This is a genomic window from Streptomyces sp. NBC_01335 (assembly GCF_035953295.1).
GTDB lineage: Bacteria > Actinomycetota > Actinomycetes > Streptomycetales > Streptomycetaceae > Streptomyces.
This window is the reverse complement of the sequence record NZ_CP108370.1, coordinates 5,910,823-5,935,544: the sequence shown is the minus strand read 5'-3', so window position 1 is coordinate 5,935,544 and position 24,722 is coordinate 5,910,823. Positions and strand designations below refer to the sequence as shown.

The window sequence follows — 24,722 nt, the reverse complement described above, 5'->3', positions numbered from 1 at the left end:
GTTGTGAAAACACGTCAGGGGAAGGCGCTCTCGTGTGTGTTCGGCCCGTCTTCGGCGGCGGGCGACCTTCAGCAACCCCGCGCGGACCGGCCCGGATGGACTGGTCCCGCCGGGCGTGGGCCGGGGTCCGGCGGAGCCGGCCGGCGTGGGCCGGTCCGTCGACTCGCACGGGCCGGCCGGCACCTCGGTCCGGCCCTTCCGTCCAGGACCGCGCTCGCGCGCTCCCAGCAGGTTCTGGCCCTCGAATTCGCCATGAGATCCCGGTTCGCCGTCAGATCCAGGGTTTCCCGTAAACGCAGAAAACCCCCGTGCCACAAGGCACGGGGGTCTCCCGGAAAAATTGTTCGGCGGCGTCCTACTCTCCCACAGGGTCCCCCCTGCAGTACCATCGGCGCTGAAAGGCTTAGCTTCCGGGTTCGGAATGTAACCGGGCGTTTCCCTAACGCAATGACCACCGAAACACTATGAAATTAACCAACCGGATGAAAACACGGCGGTTGTTATTTCAGAACCAACACAGTGGACGCGAGCAACTGAGGACAAGCCCTCGGCCTATTAGTACCAGTCAGCTCCACCCGTTACCGGGCTTCCACATCTGGCCTATCAACCCAGTCGTCTACTGGGAGCCTTAACCCCTCAAAGGGGGTGGGAATACTCATCTCGAAGCAGGCTTCCCGCTTAGATGCTTTCAGCGGTTATCCTTTCCGAACGTAGCCAACCAGCCATGCCCTTGGCAGGACAACTGGCACACCAGAGGTTCGTCCGTCCCGGTCCTCTCGTACTAGGGACAGCCCTTCTCAATATTCCTACGCGCACAGCGGATAGGGACCGAACTGTCTCACGACGTTCTAAACCCAGCTCGCGTACCGCTTTAATGGGCGAACAGCCCAACCCTTGGGACCGACTCCAGCCCCAGGATGCGACGAGCCGACATCGAGGTGCCAAACCATCCCGTCGATATGGACTCTTGGGGAAGATCAGCCTGTTATCCCCGGGGTACCTTTTATCCGTTGAGCGACAGCGCTTCCACAAGCCACTGCCGGATCACTAGTCCCGACTTTCGTCCCTGCTCGACCCGTCGGTCTCACAGTCAAGCTCCCTTGTGCACTTACACTCAACACCTGATTGCCAACCAGGCTGAGGGAACCTTTGGGCGCCTCCGTTACTCTTTAGGAGGCAACCGCCCCAGTTAAACTACCCATCAGACACTGTCCCTGATCCGGATCACGGACCGAGGTTAGACATCCAGCACGACCAGAGTGGTATTTCAACGGCGACTCCACAACCACTGGCGTGGCCGCTTCAAAGTCTCCCACCTATCCTACACAAGCCGAACCGAACACCAATATCAAACTGTAGTAAAGGTCCCGGGGTCTTTCCGTCCTGCTGCGCGAAACGAGCATCTTTACTCGTAATGCAATTTCACCGGGCCTATGGTTGAGACAGTCGAGAAGTCGTTACGCCATTCGTGCAGGTCGGAACTTACCCGACAAGGAATTTCGCTACCTTAGGATGGTTATAGTTACCACCGCCGTTTACTGGCGCTTAAGTTCTCAGCTTCGCCGACCCGAAAGTCAGCTAACCGGTCCCCTTAACGTTCCAGCACCGGGCAGGCGTCAGTCCGTATACATCGCCTTACGGCTTCGCACGGACCTGTGTTTTTAGTAAACAGTCGCTTCTCGCTGGTCTCTGCGGCCACCCCCAGCTCAGGAAGCAAGTTCCCTCACCAGTGATGGCCCCCCTTCTCCCGAAGTTACGGGGGCATTTTGCCGAGTTCCTTAACCATAGTTCACCCGAACGCCTCGGTATTCTCTACCTGACCACCTGAGTCGGTTTAGGGTACGGGCCGCCATGAAACTCGCTAGAGGCTTTTCTCGACAGCATAGGATCATCCACTTCGCCACAATCGGCTCGGCATCAGGTCTCAGCCTTAACGTGTGACGGATTTGCCTACCACACGGCCTACACCCTTACCCCGGGACAACCACCGCCCGGGCTGGACTACCTTCCTGCGTCACCCCATCGCTTACCTACTACAAGTCTGGTTCATCGGCTCCACCACTACCCTCAACTCCGAAGAGATCGGGCCGGCTTCACGGACTTAGCATCGCCTGATTCAGTACTGGGCGTTTCAAAGCGGGTACCGGAATATCAACCGGTTGTCCATCGACTACGCCTGTCGGCCTCGCCTTAGGTCCCGACTTACCCTGGGCAGATCAGCTTGACCCAGGAACCCTTAGTCAATCGGCGCACACGTTTCTCACGTGTGTATCGCTACTCATGCCTGCATTCTCACTCGTGAACCGTCCACAACTCGCTTCCGCGGCTGCTTCACCCGGCACACGACGCTCCCCTACCCATCCATACTCCCGTTGGGGATATGTGTATGAATGACACGACTTCGGCGGTACGCTTGAGCCCCGCTACATTGTCGGCGCGGAATCACTTGACCAGTGAGCTATTACGCACTCTTTCAAGGGTGGCTGCTTCTAAGCCAACCTCCTGGTTGTCTCTGCGACTCCACATCCTTTCCCACTTAGCGTACGCTTAGGGGCCTTAGTCGATGCTCTGGGCTGTTTCCCTCTCGACCATGGAGCTTATCCCCCACAGTCTCACTGCCGTGCTCTCACTTACCGGCATTCGGAGTTTGGCTAAGGTCAGTAACCCGGTAGGGCCCATCGCCTATCCAGTGCTCTACCTCCGGCAAGAAACACACGACGCTGCACCTAAATGCATTTCGGGGAGAACCAGCTATCACGGAGTTTGATTGGCCTTTCACCCCTAACCACAGGTCATCCCCCAGGTTTTCAACCCTGGTGGGTTCGGTCCTCCACGAAGTCTTACCTCCGCTTCAACCTGCCCATGGCTAGATCACTCCGCTTCGGGTCTAGAGCGTGCAACTCAATCGCCCTATTCGGACTCGCTTTCGCTACGGCTTCCCCACACGGGTTAACCTCGCTACACACCGCTAACTCGCAGGCTCATTCTTCAAAAGGCACGCAGTCACGACTGCATGTGCAAGCACATACAGCGACGCTCCCACGGCTTGTAGGCACACGGTTTCAGGTACTATTTCACTCCGCTCCCGCGGTACTTTTCACCATTCCCTCACGGTACTATCCGCTATCGGTCACCAGGGAATATTTAGGCTTAGCGGGTGGTCCCGCCAGATTCACACGGGATTTCTCGGGCCCCGTGCTACTTGGGTGTCTCTCAAACGAGCCGTTAATGTTTCAGCTACGGGGGTCTTACCCTCTACGCCGGACCTTTCGCATGTCCTTCGCCTACATCAACGGTTTCTGACTCGTCTCACAGCCGGCAGACCGTAAAAGAGAGATCCCACAACCCCGCATGCGCAACCCCTGCCGGGTATCACACACATACGGTTTGGCCTGATCCAGTTTCGCTCGCCACTACTCCCGGAATCACGGTTGTTTTCTCTTCCTGAGGGTACTGAGATGTTTCACTTCCCCTCGTTCCCTCCACACTGCCTATGTGTTCAGCAGCGGGTGACAGCCCATGACGACTGCCGGGTTTCCCCATTCGGAAACCCCCGGATCAAAGCTAGGTTGACAGCTCCCCGGGGACTATCGTGGCCTCCCACGTCCTTCATCGGTTCCTGGTGCCAAGGCATCCACCGTGCGCCCTTAAAAACTTGGCCACAGATGCTCGCGTCCACTGTGCAGTTCTCAAACAACAACCAGCCACCCATCAGCCCAACCCGAAGGCTGAGTTCACTGGGACCGGACTGAAGGCAGCCATTCGGCCGTACCCTCAGATACCCAACAACGTGCCCGACACAGCCGATCCATCATTACTTTCCACGCCGAAGCAGTACTCGCAACAACCAACCAACCGTGCCGAATAGTCAACGTTCCACCCATGAGCTAACCACCGTCGAACATTTGCCGACGTAGTGGCTCTGGACCCCTTGCAGGGTCTAGATGCTCCTTAGAAAGGAGGTGATCCAGCCGCACCTTCCGGTACGGCTACCTTGTTACGACTTCGTCCCAATCGCCAGTCCCACCTTCGACAGCTCCCTCCCACAAGGGGTTGGGCCACCGGCTTCGGGTGTTACCGACTTTCGTGACGTGACGGGCGGTGTGTACAAGGCCCGGGAACGTATTCACCGCAGCAATGCTGATCTGCGATTACTAGCAACTCCGACTTCATGGGGTCGAGTTGCAGACCCCAATCCGAACTGAGACCGGCTTTTTGAGATTCGCTCCGCCTCGCGGCATCGCAGCTCATTGTACCGGCCATTGTAGCACGTGTGCAGCCCAAGACATAAGGGGCATGATGACTTGACGTCGTCCCCACCTTCCTCCGAGTTGACCCCGGCAGTCTCCTGTGAGTCCCCATCACCCCGAAGGGCATGCTGGCAACACAGAACAAGGGTTGCGCTCGTTGCGGGACTTAACCCAACATCTCACGACACGAGCTGACGACAGCCATGCACCACCTGTATACCGACCACAAGGGGGGCACCATCTCTGGCACTTTCCGGTATATGTCAAGCCTTGGTAAGGTTCTTCGCGTTGCGTCGAATTAAGCCACATGCTCCGCTGCTTGTGCGGGCCCCCGTCAATTCCTTTGAGTTTTAGCCTTGCGGCCGTACTCCCCAGGCGGGGAACTTAATGCGTTAGCTGCGGCACCGACGACGTGGAATGTCGCCAACACCTAGTTCCCAACGTTTACGGCGTGGACTACCAGGGTATCTAATCCTGTTCGCTCCCCACGCTTTCGCTCCTCAGCGTCAGTAATGGCCCAGAGATCCGCCTTCGCCACCGGTGTTCCTCCTGATATCTGCGCATTTCACCGCTACACCAGGAATTCCGATCTCCCCTACCACACTCTAGCTAGCCCGTATCGAATGCAGACCCGGGGTTAAGCCCCGGGCTTTCACATCCGACGTGACAAGCCGCCTACGAGCTCTTTACGCCCAATAATTCCGGACAACGCTTGCGCCCTACGTATTACCGCGGCTGCTGGCACGTAGTTAGCCGGCGCTTCTTCTGCAGGTACCGTCACTTTCGCTTCTTCCCTGCTGAAAGAGGTTTACAACCCGAAGGCCGTCATCCCTCACGCGGCGTCGCTGCATCAGGCTTTCGCCCATTGTGCAATATTCCCCACTGCTGCCTCCCGTAGGAGTCTGGGCCGTGTCTCAGTCCCAGTGTGGCCGGTCGCCCTCTCAGGCCGGCTACCCGTCGTCGCCTTGGTAGGCCATTACCCCACCAACAAGCTGATAGGCCGCGGGCTCATCCTTCACCGCCGGAGCTTTTAACCCCGTCCCATGCGGGACAGAGTGTTATCCGGTATTAGACCCCGTTTCCAGGGCTTGTCCCAGAGTGAAGGGCAGATTGCCCACGTGTTACTCACCCGTTCGCCACTAATCCACCCCGAAAGGCTTCATCGTTCGACTTGCATGTGTTAAGCACGCCGCCAGCGTTCGTCCTGAGCCAGGATCAAACTCTCCGTGAATGTTTTCCCGTAATCGGGATCACAACACGAGAGCGGAACGACCAGGTCGGAATATGACCGGTCGTTCACAGCGTCCTCGCTGTTGTTGCCCACCAGGCCGTTAAGCACCGGTAGGACTTTTCAAAGGAACCACCAACCTGCCGAAGCAGGCCGGGGTATCAACATATCTGGCGTTGACTTTTGGCACGCTGTTGAGTTCTCAAGGAACGGACGCTTCCTTCGGTCCCGTTTCACCGGGGCCCTCCGGGCGCTTCCCTTCGTTCTTGCGTTTCCGACTCTATCAGACTCTTATCTGTCCGATTCCCGGCCGAAGCGGGTCAAGCGGTTTTCGCTTTCCAGTTCTTCGCTTTCGCGTTTCCCTTTCCGGCGAGTCCGACTCTACCAGACCCTTTTTCGTTCCGTTTCCGGCCCGATAAGTAATTCCGGCGGCCTGTCGGGGGCCTTTGCCTTTCGGCGGATCCGACTTTATCAGAGAATCTGAGTCGGAATTTCCGCTCCGATCCGGGTGGCTTCCGCGCACAAGTGCGCGCGCTGCTTCCCGTTCGGCGGAGAGCCAAACGTACTGGAGCGGGGTGCCTCGATGCAAATCGAGGCACCCCGCTCCGGTCGGACAGTCGGTGAGGATCAGACCTCCACGACCACCGGGAGGATCATCGGGCGCCGGCGGTAGGTGTCGGAGACCCACTTGCCCACCGAGCGACGGATCAGCTGCTGGAGCTGGTGCGGCTCCATGACGCCGTCCTGGGCCGACTTGTTGAGGGCTTCCTCGATCTTCGGCACGACGGCGGTGAACGCCGCGTCGTCGATACCCGAGCCCCGGGCCTGGATGTGGGGGCCGCCCACGATCTTTCCGGAGTTGGTGTCGACCACGATGAAGACCGAGATGATGCCCTCGTCGCCGAGGATGCGGCGGTCCTTGAGGGAGGTCTCGGTGACGTCGCCGACGGAGAGGCCGTCCACGTAGACGTAACCGGCCTGAACCTTGCCGACGATCTTCGCCTTGCCGTCGATGAGGTCGACGACCACGCCGTCCTCCGCGATGACGATGTGGTCCTTGGGGACACCCGTCAGCGCGCCGAGTTCGGCGTTGGCCCGCAGGTGGCGCCATTCGCCGTGCACCGGCATCAGGTTCTTCGGCTTGCAGATGTTGTAGAAGTACAGCAGCTCGCCGGCCGAGGCGTGGCCGGAGACGTGCACCTTGGCGTTGCCCTTGTGGACGACGTTGGCGCCCCAGCGGGTCAGGCCGTTGATCACGCGGTAGACCGCGTTCTCGTTGCCCGGGATGAGCGACGAGGCGAGGATGACCGTGTCGCCCTGGACGATCCGGATCTGGTGGTCGCGGTTGGCCATGCGCGACAGCGCGGCCATGGGCTCGCCCTGCGAACCCGTGCAGACCAGCACCACCTCGTCGTCCGGGAGGTCGTCGAGCGTCTTGACGTCGACGACGAGCCCGGCCGGCACCTTGAGATAGCCCAGGTCACGGGCGATGCCCATGTTGCGGACCATCGAGCGGCCGACGAAGGCGACACGGCGGCCGTACTCGTGGGCCGCGTCCAGGATCTGCTGGATGCGGTGGACGTGGCTGGCGAAGCTCGCCACGATGATCCGCTTGTCGGCGTTGGCGAAGACCGTGCGCAGGACGTTGGAGATGTCCTTCTCCGGCGGGACGAACCCCGGGACCTCGGCGTTCGTCGAGTCGGCGAGGAGGAGGTCGATGCCCTCCTCGCTGAGCCGCGCGAACGCGTGCAGGTCGGTGAGCCGGCCGTCCAGCGGGAGCTGGTCCATCTTGAAGTCGCCGGTGGCCACCGCCATGCCCGCGGGGGTGCGGATCGCGACCGCGAGGGCGTCCGGGATCGAGTGGTTGACCGCGATGAACTCGCAGTCGAAGACGCCGATGCGCTCCCGCTGCCCCTCGACGACCTCGAGGGTGTACGGCCGGATGCGGTGCTCCTGGAGCTTCGCCTCGATCAGCGCGAGCGTGAGCTTGGAGCCGATCAGCGGGATGTCCGGCTTCAGGCGCAGCAGGTACGGAACACCGCCGATGTGATCCTCGTGCCCGTGGGTGAGGACGATGCCCTCCACGTCGTCCAGGCGGTCCCGGATCGTGGTGAAGTCCGGCAGGATCAGGTCGATGCCCGGCTGCTCCTCCTCGGGGAAGAGGACGCCGCAGTCGACGATGAGCAGGCGGCCGCCGTACTCGAAGACCGTCATGTTGCGGCCGATCTCACCGAGGCCGCCGAGGGGGGTGACCCTCAGGGCGCCCTTCGGGAGCTTCGGCGGCGTACCGAGTTCGGGATGCGGATGACTCAAAAGACTCTCCTTACCACGCACGCCACGTACCGCTTGGGCACGTGGCGCGTGTGTCATTCGTGCACTTGCTGTTGTCAGGGGGATGAAGCGTGCGAGCTGTTCCTCGCGTATGCGGCGGATGTCTCGCGTATTCAGTTGTGAAGTCTGTGGCTACAGCTCTACCCCACCGGCGGCCAGGTCGACCTTGAGCTGCGCCGTCTCCTGCGCGGTGAGTTCCACCAGCGGGAGGCGCAGCGGGCCGGCCGGGAGGCCCTGGAGGGTGAGGGCGGCCTTCGTGGTGATGACGCCCTGGGTGCGGAACACCCCGGTGAAGACCGGGAGGAGCTTCTGGTGGATCTCCTTGGCCTTCTGGACATCGCCGCCGAAGTACGCGTCGACCAGGGCGCGCAGGTCCGGGGTGACGAAGTGGCCGACGACGGAGACGACGCCCACGGCGCCCACCGAGAGCAGTGGGAGGTTGAGCATGTCGTCACCGCTGTACCAGGCGAGGCCGGAGCGTGCGATGGCCCAGCCGGCGCGGCCGAGGTCGCCCTTGGCGTCCTTGTTGGCCACGATCCGCGGGTGCTCGGCGAGCCGGACGAGGGTCTCGGTCTCGATCGGCACGCCGCTGCGCCCGGGGATGTCGTACAGCATCACGGGCAGGCCGGTGGAGTCGGCGATCGCGGTGAAGTGCCGGTGCAGGCCCTCCTGCGGCGGCTTGTTGTAGTACGGGGTGACCGCGAGGAGTCCGTGGGCTCCGGCGTGCTCGGCCGCGCGGGCGAGTTCGACGCTGTGGCGGGTGTCGTTGGTGCCGATTCCGGCGACGACGTGGGCCCGGTCGCCGACCGCTTCGAGCACGGCTCGTACGAGCTGGTCTTTCTCCGCGTCACTGGTGGTGGGCGACTCGCCGGTGGTGCCGTTGACGACGAGGCCGTCGTTGCCCGCGTCCACCAGATGGGTCGCGAGCCGCTGGGCGCCGTCGAGGTCGAGTGCGCCGTCCGCCGTGAAGGGCGTGACCATAGCGGTGAGGACCCGCCCGAAGGGGGTCTGCGGAGTGGAGATCGGAGCCATGGGTAACACGCTACTCGTTGCTCGGCCCGGGATGTCCCCTCGGGGGACGTCGATCTTGGAACCCGGCACTGCCTGCTCGGGGGTTCAAGCAGTGCCGGGTCCGTTTGATCAGCCTAGATGAACTTCATGAAACGCCGCAATACGGACACCGCCTACGGGGCTACCCGTCCGTTTTTGTTGAAGGCGGCATGAGTGAGGGGCATGAGGCGCGCCCAGTGCTCCTCCATCTGCTCGCCGACCATCTCGATCTCGCGCTGCGGGAAGGACGGGACGGTCGCCAGCTCGTGCTGGGTGCGCAGGCCGAGGAAGTGCATCAGCGAGCGCGCGTTGCAGGTGGCGTACATCGACGAGAAGAGGCCGACGGGCAGGACGGCCCGGGCCACCTCGCGGGCGACGCCGGCGGCGAGCATCTCCTGGTAGGCCTCGTACGCCTGGCGGTACGAGTCCTCCATGACGCGCCCGGTGAGCTCCGCCTGCTCGGCGGTGCCGTCGACGAACTCGTACTTGCCGGGACGGCCCTGCTGGACGAGCTTGCGGGACTCTCCGGGGACGTAGAAGACCGGCTGGAGCTCCCGGTAACGGCCCGATTCCTCGTTGTACGACCAGCCGACCCGGTGCCGCATGAACTCGCGGAACACGAAGATCGGGGCGCTGATGAAGAACGTCATCGAGTTGTGCTCGAAAGGGCTGCCGTGACGGTCGCGCATCAGATAATTGATGAGACCCTTGGAACGCTCCGGATCCTTGGTGACCTCCTCCAGCGACTGCTCCCCCGCGGTCGAGACACGGGCGGCGAACAGGACGTCGGCATCGCCCGCGGCGTGTTTCACCAGTTCAACGGTGACATCGCTGCGGAAACTGGGCTTCGCGGGCTCGGGGGTGTCGGTCACCGGCGGGGTCCTTCCAATTGCTTCGCTCGGGCGGCGTCCACTCTACGGGGCCGCGTACCGGGCTCGGTCCGGGGAAAACTCCGAAGGGCCGGCAAAAGGGGGCACCGTTCCGGCGTTCCGCGCGTCTGACACTTCAGAAGTACCTTCACCACAGTCCGAAGGAGATTTTCCTCATGTTCCGCCGGCGTGAATCCGTCCCGTTCTCGTTCGTAGCCGAGGCCGAGCGGTTCCGCAGCAATGTCACTCCGCCGCCCCGGCAGCGCGCCAGCGTCTCCGAGCTGGCGGGCCGCTCCCTCGTGGGGCTGGTCGTGGTCGCGGGCCTGGTGGGCTCGCTCCTCTTCGGGCTGCCCGCTCTCGACCCCGATCAGGCACCCGCGCACCACCAGAGGTCCGAAGCGTCCCAGGACCGCTGACTCGTACGGCCCCCTGGGGTGGTAGCAGCGGGAACCCGTCGGTAGCCTCACCGGGCACAGCAACAACGAGCGTGCTTGTGAGTGAGGATCAGTCGTGCCCCTGCCCTTCCTGACGGCCGACCGCGCGTTCGACGCGGGTGCGGAGGACGTCGCGCTGCCGTTCGACGACCACGACAGCTGGCGGCGGCCCTACCGTCCCGGACCCTGGCGGGTCTCGGGGGCGGCGGGGCTGCTGCTGCTGTCGTCGTTCGTCCTGTTCGCAGCGATGATCATCGGTGTGGCCGGTGAGCCTTCGGGCGCACTGCTCTGCATGGCGCTCGCCGCGGTGGTGATCGCCTGCGCGCTGCGGCTGCTGCGTGTCGGCGCCTGGGTGAGCCGGCACGGTGTACGCCGTGTCGGCTTCTTCCGCACCACCACGGTGGCGTGGAGCCGGACCGGTACGGTCCGTACGGTCCAGCAGCCGGTGAGGTGGCTCGGACTGCCCAGGACCGTCCAGGGTCAGGCCCTGGTCGTGGCCCGTCGGGGCGCCGGCTCGCTGCCGCCGCTGATGACGGACCACGACGCGGACTTCCTGTCCCGGTCCGAGGCGTTCGACCGGGCCACCGACGCCATCGAGGCGTGGGCGGACGAGTACCGGCGCTGACGCGCCGCTGCCCGTCCGCTCCGTCCGCGGCGGTCCAGCACCACCCCCGGTGAATCCCGGGGCACCCAAGCCGGTACGGCACCGCTCAGGCGGCGCGTACCGGCTTGTGTGCGTGCAGGGCGATGGCGCGCTGCATCGCCTTGCGCGCCCTGGGCGTGTCGCGGGCGTCCTGGTAGGCGACGGCCAGCCGGAACCAGCAGCGCCAGTCGTCCGGCGCGTCCTCGGTCTCCTCCCGGCGACGGGCGAAGACGGCGTCGGCGGAATCCCGGTCGATCCGGCCGGACGGGGTCCGGACGAGTTCGTCGACCGGAAGTCCGCCCTCGGCCTCCAGCTCCGCGGCGAGGGCGTTGGCCCTCCGCACGAACTGGGTGTTCTTCCAGAGGAACCAGACGCCGATCACCGGCAGGATGAGCACCGCCACCCCGAAGGTGACCGTGATCAGGGTGCCGTGCCGGATGAGGAGCAGACCCCTGCTGCCGGCCAGGACGAAGTAGAAGACCAGGACGGCGGCGGTGACGATGTACGAGATCTTTGCGCGCATGGCAGGGACCGTCAGTTCAGATCGAGGAAGTGTTCCAGCCCGAACGTGAGTCCGGGGGTGGTGACCACGCGGCGGATTCCCAGCAGGATGCCGGGCATGAAGCTGCTGTGGTGCAGGGAGTCGTGGCGCAGGGTGAAGGTCTCGCCCTCGCCGCCGAGCAGCACCTCCTGGTGCGCGAGGAGCCCGCGCAGCCGTACGGAGTGCACGGGGACGCCGTCCACGTCGGCGCCCCGGGCCCCCTCCAGGCCGGTCGCGGTGGCGTCCGGCTGCGGAGCGAGTCCGGCCTCGGCGCGGGCGGCGGCGATGAGCTGGGCCGTCCGGGTCGCGGTGCCGGAGGGCGCGTCGATCTTGTTCGGGTGGTGGAGCTCGATGACCTCGACCGACTCGAACCAGGGGGCCGCCGCCTGGGCGAACTTCATGGTGAGGACGGCTCCGATGGAGAAGTTCGGCGCGATGAGCACGCCGGTCTCCGGGGAACCGTCCAGCCGGCCGGTGAGCCGGGCGAGGCGTTCGTCGGTCCAGCCGGTGGTGCCGACGACGGCGTGGATGCCGTTGCGTACGCAGAACTCCAGGTTGTCCATCACCGCGTCGGGGTTGGTGAGTTCCACCGCGACCTCGGCGCCTGCCTCCGTGAGGGCCTCCAGCGCGTCGCCCCGGCCGAGGGCGGCCACCAGCTCCAGGTCGTCGGCGGCCTCGACGGCCCGTACCGCTTCCGATCCGATGCGGCCCTTGGCGCCGATGACGGCCACACGCAGCTTGCTCATGTGCTCTGCTTCCTTGATCGAACGGAGTGGGTACGGGCCGTCGGAGCGGCCCGGGACAGTCTTTAGGACACGGCCTCGTGGAGGCGGTCCGCCTGCTTGTCCCTGAGCGGGCCGATGACGGAGAGCGAGGGTCGCTGTCCGAGGAGGTCGGCGGCGACGGCGCGGACGTCGTCGGGTGTGACCGCCGCGATCTCCGCCAGCATCGCGTCGACCGACATCTGCTCGCCCCAGCAGAGCTCGCTCTTGCCGATGCGGTTCATCAGGGCGCCGGTGTCCTCCAGGCCGAGGACGGTCGAGCCGGAGAGCTGCCCGATGGCGCGGGCGATCTCGTCGTCGGGCAGGCCCTCGGTCGCGGCCCGGTCGAGCTCGTCGCGGCAGATCCTGAGGACGTCGTGGACCTGGCTCGGGCGGCAGCCCGCGTACACGCCGAAGAGGCCGCAGTCGGCGAAGCCCGAGGTGTACGAGTACACGCTGTAGGCCAGGCCGCGCTTCTCGCGGACCTCCTGGAAGAGGCGCGAGCTCATGCCGCCGCCGAGGGCGGTGTTGAGCACACCCAGCGCCCAGCGGCGTTCGTCGGTACGGGCGAGGCCCGGCATCCCGAGGACGACGTGCGCCTGCTCGGTCTTGCGGTTCACGACCTCGACCTTGCCGGCGGTGCGCAGCAGGCGGGAGCCGTCGCGGGGGGCCATCGGCTCGGCGTCGGTGCGCGAGAGCGCCCCGGCCCGGTCGAAGGCCTTGCGGACCTGGCGTACGACCGTGGCATGGTCGACGTTGCCGGCGGCGGCGACGACCAGGTGCGTGGGGTCGTAGTGCTTCTTGTAGAAGCGGGCGATCTGCCCCCGGTCCAGCGCGTTGATCGTGTCGACGGTGCCGAGGACCGGGCGGCCGAGGGGGGTGTCGCCGAACATGGTGTGCGCGAACAGGTCGTGCACGCAGTCGCCCGGGTCGTCCTCGGTCATCGCGATCTCTTCGAGGATGACTCCGCGCTCGGCGTCGACGTCCTCGGCGTTGATCAGCGAGCCGGTCAGCATGTCGCAGACGACGTCGATGGCGAGCGGCAGGTCGGTGTCGAGGACCCGCGCGTAGTAGCAGGTGTACTCCTTCGCCGTGAAGGCGTTCATCTCGCCGCCGACCGCGTCGATCGCGGAGGAGATGTCCAGGGCACTGCGCCGGCCGGTGCCCTTGAAGAGGAGGTGTTCGAGGTAGTGGGTCGCGCCGTTCAGGGTGGGGGTCTCGTCGCGCGAGCCGACGTTGGCCCAGATCCCGAAGGTGGCGGAGCGTACGGAGGGCAGGGTCTCGGTGACGACACGGAGACCGCCGGGGAGCACCGTGCGGCGGACCGTGCCGATGCCGTTGGTGCCCTTGAGAAGCGTTTGGGTACGGGCGACGGCCCGCGCCTTCGAAGAGGCGCGGGCCGTCGTCACGGAACTACGGGACGTCACTTGGAGGCGTCGTCCTTCTCGTCTTCTTCACCCTCGACGACCGGGATCAGGGAGAGCTTGCCGCGGGAGTCGATCTCGGCGATCTCGACCTGGACCTTGGCGCCGACGCCGAGCACGTCCTCGACGTTCTCCACGCGCTTGCCACCGGCGAGCTTGCGGATCTGCGAGATGTGCAGCAGACCGTCCTTGCCGGGCATGAGGGAGACGAAGGCACCGAAGGTGGTGGTCTTGACGACCGTACCCAGGTACCGCTCGCCGACCTCCGGCATGGTCGGGTTGGCGATGGCGTTGATCGTGGCGCGGGCGGCCTCGGCCTGCGAACCCTGCTGGGCACCGATGTAGATGGTGCCGTCGTCCTCGATCGTGATGTCGGCGCCGGTGTCCTCCTGGATCTGGTTGATCATCTTGCCCTTGGGGCCGATGACCTCACCGATCTTGTCCACCGGGATCTTGACGGTGATGATCCGCGGGGCGTTCGGGGACATCTCGTCCGGGACGTCGATGGCCTCGTTCATGACGTCCAGGATGTGCAGACGCGCGTCACGGGCCTGCTTCAGCGCGGCGGCCAGGACCGAGGCGGGGATGCCGTCGAGCTTGGTGTCGAGCTGGAGCGCGGTCACGAACTGCTTCGTACCGGCGACCTTGAAGTCCATGTCGCCGAAGGCGTCCTCCGCACCGAGGATGTCGGTGAGGGCGACGTAGTGGGTCTTGCCGTCGATCTCCTGGGAGATGAGGCCCATGGCGATACCGGCGACGGCGGCCTTGAGGGGCACACCGGCGTTCAGCAGCGACATGGTCGAGGCGCAGACCGAGCCCATGGACGTGGAGCCGTTGGAGCCCAGCGCCTCGGAGACCTGGCGGATCGCGTAGGGGAACTCCTCGCGCGACGGCAGGACCGGGACGATGGCGCGCTCGGCGAGCGCTCCGTGGCCGATCTCGCGGCGCTTGGGCGAGCCCACGCGGCCGGTCTCGCCGACCGAGTACGGCGGGAAGTTGTAGTTGTGCATGTAGCGCTTGCGGGTCACCGGGGAGAGGGTGTCCAGCTGCTGCTCCATGCGGAGCATGTTGAGGGTGGTGACGCCCAGGATCTGGGTCTCGCCACGCTCGAACAGCGCCGAGCCGTGCACGCGCGGGATGGCCTCGACCTCGGCGGCGAGCGTACGGATGTCCGTGACGCCGCGGCCGTCGATGCGGACCTTGTCCTTGATGACGCGCTCGCGGACCAGCTTCTTGGTCAGCGCGCGGTAGGCACCGGAGATCTCCTTCTCGCGGCCCTCGAAGGCCGGGAGGAGCTTCTCGGCCGCGATGTCCTTGATGCGGTCGAGCTCCGCCTCGCGGTCCTGCTTGCCGGCGATGGTGAGCGCCTTGGCCAGCTCGGTGGAGACGGCCTTGGTGAGGGCCTCCAGGACGTCGTCCTGGTAGTCGAGGAAGACCGGGAAGTCGCCGACCGGCTTGGCGGCCTTGGCGGCCAGCTCGGCCTGCGCCTTGCAGAGGGCCTTGATGAAGGGCTTCGCGGCCTCCAGACCGGCTGCCACGACCTCCTCGGTGGGGGCCTCGGCGCCGTCCTTGACCAGCTGGACGGTCTTCTCGGTGGCCTCGGCCTCGACCATCATGATCGCGACGTCGCCGTCCTCCAGGACGCGGCCCGCGACGACCATGTCGAAGACGGCGTCCTCGAGCTCGGTGTGCGTCGGGAAGGCGACCCACTGGCCCTTGATCAGGGCGACACGGGTGCCGCCGATCGGGCCGGAGAAGGGCAGGCCGGCCAGCTGCGTGGAGCAGGAGGCGGCGTTGATCGCGACCACGTCGTACAGGTGGTCGGGGTTGAGCGCCATGATCGTCTCGACGATCTGGATCTCGTTGCGCAGGCCCTTCTTGAAGGAGGGGCGCAGCGGCCGGTCGATCAGGCGGCAGGTGAGGATCGCGTCCTCGGAGGGGCGGCCCTCGCGGCGGAAGAAGGAGCCGGGGATCTTGCCGGCGGCGTACTGCCGCTCCTCGACGTCCACCGTGAGGGGGAAGAAGTCGAGCTGGTCCTTGGGCCGCTTGGAAGCGGTGGTGGCCGACAGCACCATGGTGTCGTCGTCCAGGTACGCGACGGCGGAGCCGGCGGCCTGCTTGGCCAGGCGGCCCGTCTCGAAGCGGATGGTGCGGGTGCCGAAGGTGCCGTTGTCGATCACGGCTTCGGCGTAGTGGGTCTCGTTCTCCACTAGTGATTTCTCCATACTCGTCGTCTTTCGTCCTGCCGCCCGTGTGGCGGAGGACGGTGCGTGGAGAAGCGCACCTGGTGTGCGGGCCGGTCTTCGATCGAAGCCCCCGGGCGTTCTTTCCCGGGTGCCACTACCGAGGACCGGCGGCTGCGGGAGTGCGCTTCTCCTCGTGCGTTCGGTTGGTGCGGTGGTGCGGGTGGTGCGGTGGTGCGTACGTCCAGATTACTGAGGTTGCCCCCGGTAGCGCACGTACGGCAAAGGGAGCGGCCCCCGGGAAGTGGGCACCGCTCCCTCTCACAGCGTGCTTACTTGGCGCCGCCGGCCGCACCGCGGCGGATGCCGAGGCGGTCGACGAGCGCACGGAAGCGCTGGATGTCCTTCTTGGCCAGGTACTGCAGGAGGCGGCGACGCTGGCCGACCAGGATCAGCAGACCACGACGGGAGTGGTGGTCGTGCTTGTGCGTCTTGAGGTGCTCCGTCAGGTCCGAGATCCGGCGGGAGAGCATGGCGACCTGAACCTCGGGGGAACCGGTGTCACCCTCCTTCTGGGCGAACTCGGACATGATCTGCTTCTTCGTAGCGGCGTCGAGCGGCACGCGTACTCCTCTTGGTGTTCGATGCGCCCACGAGTGCCCCTGGTCTTGATCTCAGGGGAGCTTCCGTGACTCGGAGGCGAAGGTCCGATGGGCGCTGTCCCCAGAGTGAGACCGGGGACGCGTACACAAACGGCCACCGCACAGACTACCAGCCGTACGACAGCGCCCTCGCCGACCGCCCCCGTGCGCGCGAGGGCGCGGGAATCAGCTGGTCAGGGACCGGATCGAGGTGTAGACGTCGAAGACGGCGAGGCAGAGCGGCAGGAGCGTCAGCAGGACGAACGCCTCGGCGATCTCCAGGAAGCGGCCCCAGAACGGGGTGACTCCCTTGCGGGGCACGATCAGTCCTATGGCGGTGATCACCGCGGCGGTCGCGGCGACGGCGGCGGTGAGCCAGATCGTACGGATGTCGAGCGCCGTGGAGTCGCCGCGCAGGGCGTCGATCATGATGCCGACCGGGGGGTTCAGGGCGAGCCCGAGGCCGAGGAGGACCAGCGCGCCGAGGCCCGCGGCCAGCGCGCAGGCGACCTGGGCGGTGTAGCGGAAGAGGTGGGCGCGCATCAGCATGGCGCAGCCGGTGGCCAGCGCCAGCAGCTGCCCGAAGACGTCCGCCGAGAAGCCGAGGACGGCCGCGCCGGCGACCGCCACCATGGCGCAGCCGCCGGCCAGGCCGAGCAGCAGTTCGTGGCCGCGCCGGGCCTGGGCGGCGATCCTGACGGCGTCGACCGGCCCCTGGGGGGCCTGCTCGCCGGTGCCGTAGTCGCCGCTGGTGGTGCGGGGCGGCTCGAAGCCGATGGGGAGGCGCGCGAAGCGGGTGGAGAGGCCCGGCAGGAAGCCGAGCGCCCCGACGGAGAGCGGGGCGCAGACGGCGGCGGTCTCGGTGGGCTCCAGGTCGGTGAGGATCGCGGCGAAGGTCACCAGCACGCCGACGGCCGAGGCGAAGACGAACGCGACGAAGGGGCCGTCGCCGGTGGGGGCGACGATCACCAGGATCACCGAGACGACGAGGACGGCGACGCAGGCCAGCAGGAACTGGAGGCGGCCGATCCCCTCCCCGGCGCCGAGCGGCAGCAGCCCGGACCCGGCGACCGCCCCGTTGACCAGGGCTCCTGTGCCGAGGGCGACGGCCGAGCCCCGGTCCTCGTAGACCCGGGCGCGCACCCCGGCGACGGCGAGGAGCAGGACGGCGGCGACCGCGGCGATGACACCGGGCAGGCCGTGCATGTCGTGCAGCGGGTCGGCGGTCCACAGGACGAAGCCGAGGAGCGCGAGGAGGACCGAGCCACCGAAGAGGCCCGAGCCGCGCATCAGGGCGTCGCCCCAGAGTGTGCGGTCGCGGGCCACGGCGGAGGCGACGGCGTCGGAGACGTCGTCGAAGACGGCGGGCGGCAGCGATTCGGAGAACGGGCGCAGGGAGAGCAGCTCGCCGTCGAGGATGCGCTGGGCGGACAGGGTCCGTCCGCTGTCGAGCACGGTGCCGTCGCGGCGTACGAGGTGGTAGCCGACGGGTGCGCCCTCGGCGGGGCTCTGGCCGGAGAGCCTCAGGACCTCCGGGTAGAGGTCCGCGAGGGGGACGTCCTCGGGCAGCGCGACGTCGACGCGGCTGTCGGGCGCGACGACGGTCACCCTGCAGAATCCGGTTCCGTTGCTGGACGGGACGCCGGGGCCGGTTCGGCCGGGTCCGGTGGTCGCCGCTCGGGCCGTCGTGGTCACCTGTTGCTCCCCCTTGTTGCGATGTCGTTGCGATGCCGATTGCGATGTCGCTGCGATGCCGCTGCCGTGTCTCTCCGCTGAGACGCGCGTTCCGTGCCCCGTCCCGAATGACCGGTTTTTTGGCGGTAGTTCGCGGGTGCGTACACGCGTCGCGCTACCCTACCGCTCTCCGTCGGGCCTCTCCGTCAGTAGGATCTCTGCCCGGGCGGAGCCCGTCGCCACGGGGGCGTCGAGAGGAACAGATCTGTCCGGCAAGGGAATTGGTGAGTTGTGAGCCACATTGTCGTCAAGCGCCCTCCGCGCGCGCTGCCCTCCGAAGTGCCGGACATGGAGGTGCAGTTGCAACCTCCTCCGGAACTGCCGCGCGGGCAGCAGGAGGGCGCGATGATGCAGCTGCTGCCGATGCTCGGCATGGGCGGCTCGGTGGTCTTCTTCTTCATGACGCCGAACCCGATCATGCGGATCATGGGCATGGTGATGATCGCCTCGACGGTCGCGATGGCGATCTCGATGCTGTTCCGTCACCGGCGCGGTACCCAGGGGGAGCTCGCCGACATGCGGCGCGACTACCTGAAGTACCTGACGCAGACCCGCCGCGAGGTCCTGCGGACGGCACGCCTCCAGCGTGACGCCCAGTTCTATCTGCACCCGTCCCCCGAGCAGTTGTGGGCGCTGGTCGCCGAGGGCAGCCGGGTGTGGGAGCGCCGGGTCGCCGACGGCGACTTCGGGCAGGTCCGCATCGGCCTGGGCAACCAGGAGCTGGCCACCCCGCTCGTTCCCCCGCAGACCGCGCCGGTCGACGAGCTGGAGCCGCTGACCGCCGGGGCGATGCAGCAGTTCCTCAACACCCACTCGACGCTGGACGGGCTGCCGATGGCCGTCTCGCTCCGCGCCTTCTACCACGTGACGGTCAGCGGCGATCCGGACTCCGTGCGCTCCTCGGCCCGTGCGCTGATCGGTTCGCTCGCCTCGCTGCACTCCCCCGAGGACCTGGTCGTGGCGATCGCGGCGGACCGGCAGGCGTCCCCGCACTGGGAGTGGGCGAAGTGGCTCCCCCACGTCCAGCTGCGGAACTCCACGGACGGCGCGGGCAGCCGCCGGCTCATCTCGACGAGCTCCTCGGAGCTGGAGGAGCTGCTCGGGAGCCGGATCGAGGGCCGCCCCCGGTTCCAGGCCGGCGGGCAGCCGCTGATGGACCAGCCGCACATCGTGGTGGTGCTCGACGGGGAGTCGGTTCCGCCGATGTCGGTGCTGGCCTCCCCCGAGGGCGTGCAGGGCGTCACGGTCATCGAGGTCGTCCCGGGCGAGGTGACCGGTGCCCGCGGCGGACTGTCCGTGGTGGTCCACCCGCACGCGCTCCAGCTGGAGTCGGGCCACGGGCTGGTCTACGAGGGCCTGCCGGACCTGCTGAGCTACGAGGCCGCGGAGGCGCTGGCCCGCCAGCTGGCCCCGCTGAACGTGGCGGCGGGCGGGGACGACGACGAACCGCTCCTCGCCAACCTGGAGTTCACCGATCTGCTGAACCTCGGGGACGCCTCCTCGGTGGACGTCTCCAGGACCTGGCGCCCCCGTTCGCAGGCGGAGCGGCTGCGTGTCCCGATCGGTGTCGGCGAGGACGGCACCCCGGTCATGCTCGACCTCAAGGAGGCCGCGCAGGAGGGCATGGGCCCGCACGGCCTGTGCGTGGGCGCGACGGGTTCCGGGAAGTCGGAGCTGCTGCGCACCCTGGTGCTGGGGCTCGCCGTCACCCACTCGTCGGAGACGCTGAACTTCGTGCTCGCCGACTTCAAGGGCGGTGCCACGTTCGCCGGGATGGCGCAGATGCCGCACGTCGCCGCCGTGATCACCAACCTGGCGGACGACCTGACGCTGGTGGACCGCATGGGCGACTCCATCCGCGGTGAGCTCAACCGCCGGCAGGAGATGCTCCGCGACGCCGGCAACTACGCCAACATCCACGACTACGAGAAGGCGCGCGCGGCCGGCGCCCCGCTGCTGCCGATCCCCTCACTGGTGCTGGTGATCGACGAGTTCAGCGAACTGCTCACCGCCAAGCCGGACTTCATCGAGATGTTCGTGCAGATCGGCCGCATCGGCCGTTCGCTCGGCGTGCACCTGCTGCTGGCCTCGCAGCGCCTGGAGGAGGGCCGACTGCGCGGGCTGGAGACGTATCTGTCGTACCGGATCGGTCTGCGGACCTTCTCGGCCGGCGAGTCCCGCGCGGCGCTCGGCGTGCCGGACGCCTACCACCTGCCGAACGTGCCGGGTTCCGGCTACCTGAAGTACGGCACCGACGAGATGGTCCGCTTCAAGGCCGCGTACGTCTCCGGGGTCTACCGCACGGGCGCGGAGCGGGCTTCGCTGCCCGGCGGGAAGCTGCCGGTGGACCGCCGGCCGGTCCCGTTCACGGCGGCGCCGGTTCCGGTGCGGTACGTGGAGCCGGAGCCGCAGCCGGACGTACCGGAGGCCCGCAAGCCCGAGGACGACGCGCTCGCGGACACCGTGCTGGACGTGATCGTGCGCCGCCTGGAGGGGCGGGGCGCCTCGGCGCACCAGGTGTGGCTGCCGCCGCTGGACAACCCGCCGTCGCTGGACGAGCTGCTGCCCGGCCTCGCGCCGGTGACGGGACGCGGTCTGACGCAGCCGGGGTTCGAGGGCGCGGGGCGCCTGGTCGTCCCGCTCGGTGTCGTCGACAAGCCGTTCGAGCAGCGGCGCGACACCCTGTACCGGGACTTCTCCGGTGCCGCGGGACACATGCAGATCACCGGCGGTCCGCAGTCGGGCAAGTCGACGCTGCTGCGGACGCTCATCGCGGGCTTCGCGCTCACCCACACCCCGCACGAGGTGCAGATCTACGGGCTGGACTTCGGCGGCGGCGGTATGGCGTCGGTCAGCGGTCTCCCGCACGTCGGCGGGATCGCCTCGCGCCTGGACCCGGAGCGGGTGCGCCGTACGGTCGCCGAGGTGTACGGCATCCTGACGCGGCGCGAGGAGTACTTCCGCAGCGCGGGGATCGACTCGATCGCCACCTTCCGCCGGATGCGCGAGCGCGGCCAGATCTCGGTGACGGACCAGCCGTGGGGCGACGTCTTCCTGATCATCGACGGCTGGGGCAACTTCCGCAGCGACTACGAGGGTCTGGAGCCGGCCGTCCTCGACATCGCGGGACGCGGTCTCGGGTACGGCATCCACCTCGTCGTCACCGCCTCGCGGTCCATGGAGGTGCGGGCCAACCTCAAGGACCACCTGATGAACCGGCTGGAGCTGCGGCTCGGTGACGTCATGGACTCCGAGCTGGACCGCAAGTCGGCCGTCAACGTGCCCGCCGGTGTGCCGGGCCGTGGCCTGACGCCGGAGAAGCTGCACTTCATGGCGGCGGTGCCGCGCATCGACAGTATCAACTCCGACAGCGACCTCTCCGAGGCGACCGCCGCGATGAACCAGGAGGTCGCCCGCCACTGGACGGCGTCCCCCGCGCCGGCCGTACGCCTCCTGCCGCGCGAGCTGCCCGCCTCGGCGCTGCCGCCGGGTCACGCGCACCCGGAGCGCGGCATCGCGTTCGGCATCGACGAGAACAACCTGGAGCCGGTCTTCGTCGACTTCGAGCACGACCCGTTCCTGATGGTGTTCGGGGAGAGCGAGTCCGGGAAGTCCAACCTGCTGCGCCTGATCATCAAGCAGCTGACGGAGCGCTACGACGGCAACAGCTGCAAGCTCTTCGTCATCGACAACCGGCGCTCCCTGCTGGACGTCACCCCGCCGACGCACCTGGCGGAGTACGTGCCCATGTCCAACAACATGGAGCACCACATGGAGGCGCTGTACGACCTCATGCAGCGGCGTACCCCGTCGGCGACGGTCACCGCGCAGGAGCTGCGGGACCGCAGCTGGTGGCGGGGCCCGACGGTGTACGTGGTCGTCGACGACTACGACCTGGTCTCCACGTCCAGCGGCAACCCGCTGGGCCGGCTCACCGAACTCCTGCCGTTCGCACGGGACGTGGGCGTGCGCTTCGTCATCGCCCGCAACTCGGCGGGCGCGGGGCGGGCCGCGTACGAGCCGTTCATCCAGCGGATGACGGAGCTGGGCGCCCAGGGGCTGCTGCTCTCCGGCGACCCGAACGAGGGCGACATCATGGGCAACGTCCGGCCGCGGCCGATGCCCGCGGGCCGGGGCGTGTTCGTCTCCCGGCGCCGGGGCAACCCGCTGGTGCAGACGGGGCTGATGGACGGGGAGCGGTAGACACCCCCCACGGACCCCGCGGCCCCGACGACGAACGGCGCCCTCTCCGGTCTCCTGGACCGGGGAGGGCGCCGTCGGCGTTCGCGCACCGCGCCGAGGGCCGGGGGCCGGGGGCCGGCCGGGAAGGACGGGCACGGCCCGGCGCGCGGAAAAGGACGAGGGCGGCGGCCCCGGGCACGGAAAAGGACGGGTGTGGGCACCTCCCGCGCGTGCCCACACCCGTCCTTCAGGTCCTCGGTACCGCTGTCACGCCCTCGGGGCGCGGCCACTACATGAAGTTCTGCGCGGCCTTCTTGTCGCCGCCCTGGTACGCGGACGAGGCCTCGCGCACGGAACGGGAGATCTGCAGCAGCGACTCGTGGATCGACCGGGCGTCCTTGTCCCAGCCGGCCTGAGCGGTGTCGTACGCGCTCTTGGCCTCGCCCGTCCAGAGCTCGGCGACGGAGGCGACCCGGCGCTTGATCGCGGCGAGGTCCTCGTCGAGCTGCTTGCCCTGCCGCTCGATGGAAGCAGCGGCTGCCTCCAGGCTGGCATATGTGACAACGGTCGTACCGTCGTTGTTCGACATGTGGTCCTCCGATTCGGAATGGTGGTGGGACGACTGCCGCTCGGCGCGGGCAGTCGCGGAGGTCAGAAGCCGCTGAGGCTCGACGAGGGCGCGGGAGCGCCGTCGCCGCCGGTGTAACCCGGGACCACGTCGATGCCCCGGAGAGCGGCCGAGACCTCGTCCTCGGTGTTGCCGGAGAGGGTGCGGGCGGCCTTGATGGCCTCCTGGAAGTTCTGCAGCCGGTTGCCGATCGACACCATGCTGTCGTTGATCTGCCGCTGCTTCTCGTTGAAGGCGTTGGCGCCGATGCCCTTCCACGCGCCTTCCAGGCTGTCGATCGTCGCCTGGAGCGTCTTCAGCTGTCCCTTGACGGAGTCGAACCGCGTCGAGAGCTCGTTCTCCAGCTGGAGGAGACTGTGTTCTGTGACCTTCTGATCTGCCATGGACCTGGTTCCTTTCGGGTTCTCTCTACGGACCGGCAGGTTCTCGCCGGAAGTTGGTGGGTGAGCGGGCCGCTCACGCGGTCGTCGGCCGTGACCGTCGCCGGTCCGGCCCCCGCACACGGTCAGACGGCGCCGCGACGCCTGCGGAGGAAGTAGAAGGCGCCCCCGCCGAGAACGACCACGACCACCACAGCGCCGGCGATCAGGCCGAGGTTGCTGCCGCCGCCCTCCGGCTCGCTGGAGCCTGCCACAACCGGGGCGTCACCGGATTTTCCGTGCGAAGGCTGTGACGAAGCTGAAGCAGAGGCGGAGGGGGAAGCGGAACCCGAGGGGGCTGCCGAGGCAGTGGAGCCGGAGCCCGCGCCCGACGCGCTCGTGCTCTTCCCGGTGAGCGGGCTGACGTCCGGATCGCCGGGATCGCCCTTGTGCTTGAGGAGGTTCATCGACGGGCGGATCAGACCGTGCCCGAGGTAGGCGCTGGTCTCGTCGTCGGCCCAGTCCCTGCCGGCCGTGTCGAAGAGGACCCGCAGGACCTGGTTGGCGGTCCAGTCGGGGTGGGCGGACCAGACAAGGGCGGCGGAGGCGGAGGCGATGGCGGTGGCCTGGCTGGTTCCGCCGCTGTCGCAGTACGACTGGAACGTATCGTCGCACCAGACGGGGACGCCGGTTCCGGGCGAGGCGAGGTCCACCGAACCGCTGTGCTGGGACGTCTTGGCGACCGTGCCCTTCTCATCGGCCGAGGAAATCCCCACGACCTCCTCGTAGGACGCCGGATACTCCGGCTTATTGGTCGTGGCCCCGTCATTTCCCACAGAGGCGAAGAACAACTTGCCCTTGGAAAGAGCGTATTGCGCCGCATCCTCTTCGGAGTACATCGAGAACTCGCTACCGAAGGACATGCTGATGATCCGCGCGTCGCTGTCGACAGCGGCTTTGATGGCGTCCGCACTGTCGCGCGGGTTGAAGTGTTTGTTGCTGTGCTGGAAATCCGTGTCGGCGATGCGATACGGAATGATCTTCGCGTCGGGCGCCAACCCCTTCAGGCCGCCGCCACTGCCCGTCCCTGCGATCAGCTCCGCCATGGTGGTGCCGTGACCGGTGTAGTCGTCGTTCTCGTCCCCGTCCGCTTCCGTGGCGTCCCAGCCTTTGAGAACCTGCCCCCGCAATGACGGCGTATCGGGGTTCACACCGGTGTCGATGACCGCGACCGTGATGCCCTTGCCCGTGGAGACCTTCCACATCTCCTCGGCCTGCATGGCGTCGAGGTACCACTGCTTCGCCTGCACGTCCTGGGCCACGGCGGACGGAGCAAGCCCGGCGAAGCAGGCACTCCACGCGGCGGTCGCGGCGAGCGCGCCGACCAGTCGGCGGCGCGCACCCCGGGATCTGCGGCGCGTCGGGGCATGGCTCATTTCTGCGGTCATCCTGACTTCCGAACCT

The 24,722-nt window shown here is 67.0% G+C and carries 15 protein-coding genes and 3 rRNA genes; 3 read left to right on the top strand and 15 right to left on the bottom strand.

Annotated features, from left to right (window positions below; translation table 11 throughout):
- Positions 1-342: 342 nt before the first annotated feature.
- From rrf to thyX, 6 genes are all read right to left on the bottom strand, one after another.
- Positions 343-459: ribosomal RNA gene (rrf, locus tag OG599_RS25645) — 5S ribosomal RNA — on the bottom strand.
- A 76-nt stretch (positions 460-535) separates the two neighbouring features.
- Positions 536-3,661: ribosomal RNA gene (locus OG599_RS25640) — 23S ribosomal RNA — on the bottom strand.
- A gap of 294 nt (positions 3,662-3,955) precedes the next feature.
- Positions 3,956-5,481: ribosomal RNA gene (locus OG599_RS25635) — 16S ribosomal RNA — on the bottom strand.
- Together the 16S, 23S and 5S rRNA genes form the textbook arrangement of a ribosomal RNA operon.
- A gap of 624 nt (positions 5,482-6,105) precedes the next feature.
- Positions 6,106-7,791, bottom strand: a complete 1,686-nt coding sequence (locus OG599_RS25630; protein WP_327178311.1) for a ribonuclease J — start codon at positions 7,789-7,791, stop codon at positions 6,106-6,108.
- Between the two features lie 150 nt (positions 7,792-7,941).
- Complete coding sequence (gene dapA, locus OG599_RS25625; RefSeq protein WP_327178310.1) at positions 7,942-8,841, bottom strand: 4-hydroxy-tetrahydrodipicolinate synthase; 900 nt, start codon at positions 8,839-8,841, stop codon at positions 7,942-7,944.
- A 152-nt stretch (positions 8,842-8,993) separates the two neighbouring features.
- Entirely contained in the window at positions 8,994-9,731 is a 738-nt protein-coding gene (gene thyX / locus OG599_RS25620; protein ID WP_327178309.1) for an FAD-dependent thymidylate synthase, read from the bottom strand.
- Between the two features lie 173 nt (positions 9,732-9,904).
- On the opposite strand from thyX, the gene OG599_RS25615 reads away from it, so the two are divergent.
- Both OG599_RS25615 and OG599_RS25610 read left to right on the top strand, forming a co-directional pair.
- Positions 9,905-10,144: a hypothetical protein gene (locus OG599_RS25615; RefSeq protein WP_327178308.1), complete on the top strand. Its 240-nt coding sequence runs from the start codon at positions 9,905-9,907 to the stop codon at positions 10,142-10,144.
- 94 nt (positions 10,145-10,238) lie between these two features.
- Positions 10,239-10,787: a hypothetical protein gene (locus OG599_RS25610; protein ID WP_327178307.1), complete on the top strand. Its 549-nt coding sequence runs from the start codon at positions 10,239-10,241 to the stop codon at positions 10,785-10,787.
- An 85-nt stretch (positions 10,788-10,872) separates the two neighbouring features.
- On the opposite strand, the gene OG599_RS25605 is transcribed toward OG599_RS25610, so the two are convergent.
- The 6 genes from OG599_RS25605 to eccD all read right to left on the bottom strand — a co-directional run bounded on the left by OG599_RS25605 (position 10,873) and on the right by eccD (position 18,050).
- On the bottom strand, positions 10,873-11,328 hold the full coding sequence (locus OG599_RS25605) for a tetratricopeptide repeat protein (RefSeq protein ID WP_327178306.1): 456 nt from the start codon (positions 11,326-11,328) through the stop codon (positions 10,873-10,875).
- A gap of 11 nt (positions 11,329-11,339) precedes the next feature.
- A complete protein-coding gene (dapB, locus tag OG599_RS25600; protein ID WP_327178305.1) occupies positions 11,340-12,092 on the bottom strand; it encodes a 4-hydroxy-tetrahydrodipicolinate reductase in 753 nt (250 codons plus the stop codon).
- A 62-nt stretch (positions 12,093-12,154) separates the two neighbouring features.
- Positions 12,155-13,534 carry a M16 family metallopeptidase gene (locus tag OG599_RS25595; RefSeq protein WP_327178304.1) on the bottom strand — a complete coding sequence of 460 codons (1,380 nt, stop codon included), beginning with the start codon at positions 13,532-13,534 and terminating at the stop codon, positions 12,155-12,157.
- Positions 13,531-15,741, bottom strand: a complete 2,211-nt coding sequence (locus OG599_RS25590; protein ID WP_327180188.1) for a polyribonucleotide nucleotidyltransferase — start codon at positions 15,739-15,741, stop codon at positions 13,531-13,533. The genes OG599_RS25595 and OG599_RS25590 overlap by 4 nt, the downstream gene beginning before the upstream one ends.
- A gap of 305 nt (positions 15,742-16,046) precedes the next feature.
- Positions 16,047-16,337, bottom strand: a complete 291-nt coding sequence (gene rpsO, locus OG599_RS25585) for a 30S ribosomal protein S15 (protein ID WP_003965855.1) — start codon at positions 16,335-16,337, stop codon at positions 16,047-16,049.
- A gap of 204 nt (positions 16,338-16,541) precedes the next feature.
- Positions 16,542-18,050 (bottom strand): type VII secretion integral membrane protein EccD, encoded by a 1,509-nt coding sequence (gene eccD, locus OG599_RS25580; RefSeq protein ID WP_327178303.1) that lies wholly within the window; start codon positions 18,048-18,050, stop codon positions 16,542-16,544.
- A gap of 270 nt (positions 18,051-18,320) precedes the next feature.
- On the opposite strand from eccD, the gene eccCa reads away from it, so the two are divergent.
- Positions 18,321-22,292, top strand: coding sequence for a type VII secretion protein EccCa (gene eccCa / locus OG599_RS25575; RefSeq protein ID WP_327178302.1), 3,972 nt, complete (start codon positions 18,321-18,323; stop codon positions 22,290-22,292).
- A 268-nt stretch (positions 22,293-22,560) separates the two neighbouring features.
- Here eccCa and OG599_RS25570 read toward each other — a convergent pair whose 3' ends face one another.
- The 3 genes from OG599_RS25570 to OG599_RS25560 all read right to left on the bottom strand — a co-directional run bounded on the left by OG599_RS25570 (position 22,561) and on the right by OG599_RS25560 (position 24,706).
- The gene (locus tag OG599_RS25570; protein ID WP_327178301.1) at positions 22,561-22,860 is read right to left on the bottom strand and encodes a WXG100 family type VII secretion target; all 300 of its coding nucleotides are present in this window, start codon (positions 22,858-22,860) and stop codon (positions 22,561-22,563) included.
- A 62-nt stretch (positions 22,861-22,922) separates the two neighbouring features.
- The gene (locus OG599_RS25565) at positions 22,923-23,282 is read right to left on the bottom strand and encodes a WXG100 family type VII secretion target (RefSeq protein WP_327178300.1); all 360 of its coding nucleotides are present in this window, start codon (positions 23,280-23,282) and stop codon (positions 22,923-22,925) included.
- Between the two features lie 122 nt (positions 23,283-23,404).
- Complete coding sequence (locus OG599_RS25560) at positions 23,405-24,706, bottom strand: S8 family serine peptidase (RefSeq protein WP_327180187.1); 1,302 nt, start codon at positions 24,704-24,706, stop codon at positions 23,405-23,407.
- Between the last annotated feature and the right edge of the window lie 16 nt (positions 24,707-24,722).

Bases quoted from the DNA above. Each gene is read 5' to 3' on its own strand.
- dapA (WP_327178310.1), bottom strand. From the start codon at position 8,841: ATGGCTCCGATCTCCACTCCGCAGACCCCCTTCGGGCGGGTCCTCACC.
- OG599_RS25615 (WP_327178308.1), top strand. From the start codon at position 9,905: ATGTTCCGCCGGCGTGAATCCGTCCCGTTCTCGTTCGTAGCCGAGGCC.
- OG599_RS25605 (WP_327178306.1), bottom strand. From the start codon at position 11,328: ATGCGCGCAAAGATCTCGTACATCGTCACCGCCGCCGTCCTGGTCTTC.
- dapB (WP_327178305.1), bottom strand. From the start codon at position 12,092: ATGAGCAAGCTGCGTGTGGCCGTCATCGGCGCCAAGGGCCGCATCGGA.
- OG599_RS25570 (WP_327178301.1), bottom strand. From the start codon at position 22,860: ATGTCGAACAACGACGGTACGACCGTTGTCACATATGCCAGCCTGGAG.
- OG599_RS25565 (WP_327178300.1), bottom strand. From the start codon at position 23,282: ATGGCAGATCAGAAGGTCACAGAACACAGTCTCCTCCAGCTGGAGAAC.
- OG599_RS25560 (WP_327180187.1), bottom strand. From the start codon at position 24,706: ATGACCGCAGAAATGAGCCATGCCCCGACGCGCCGCAGATCCCGGGGT.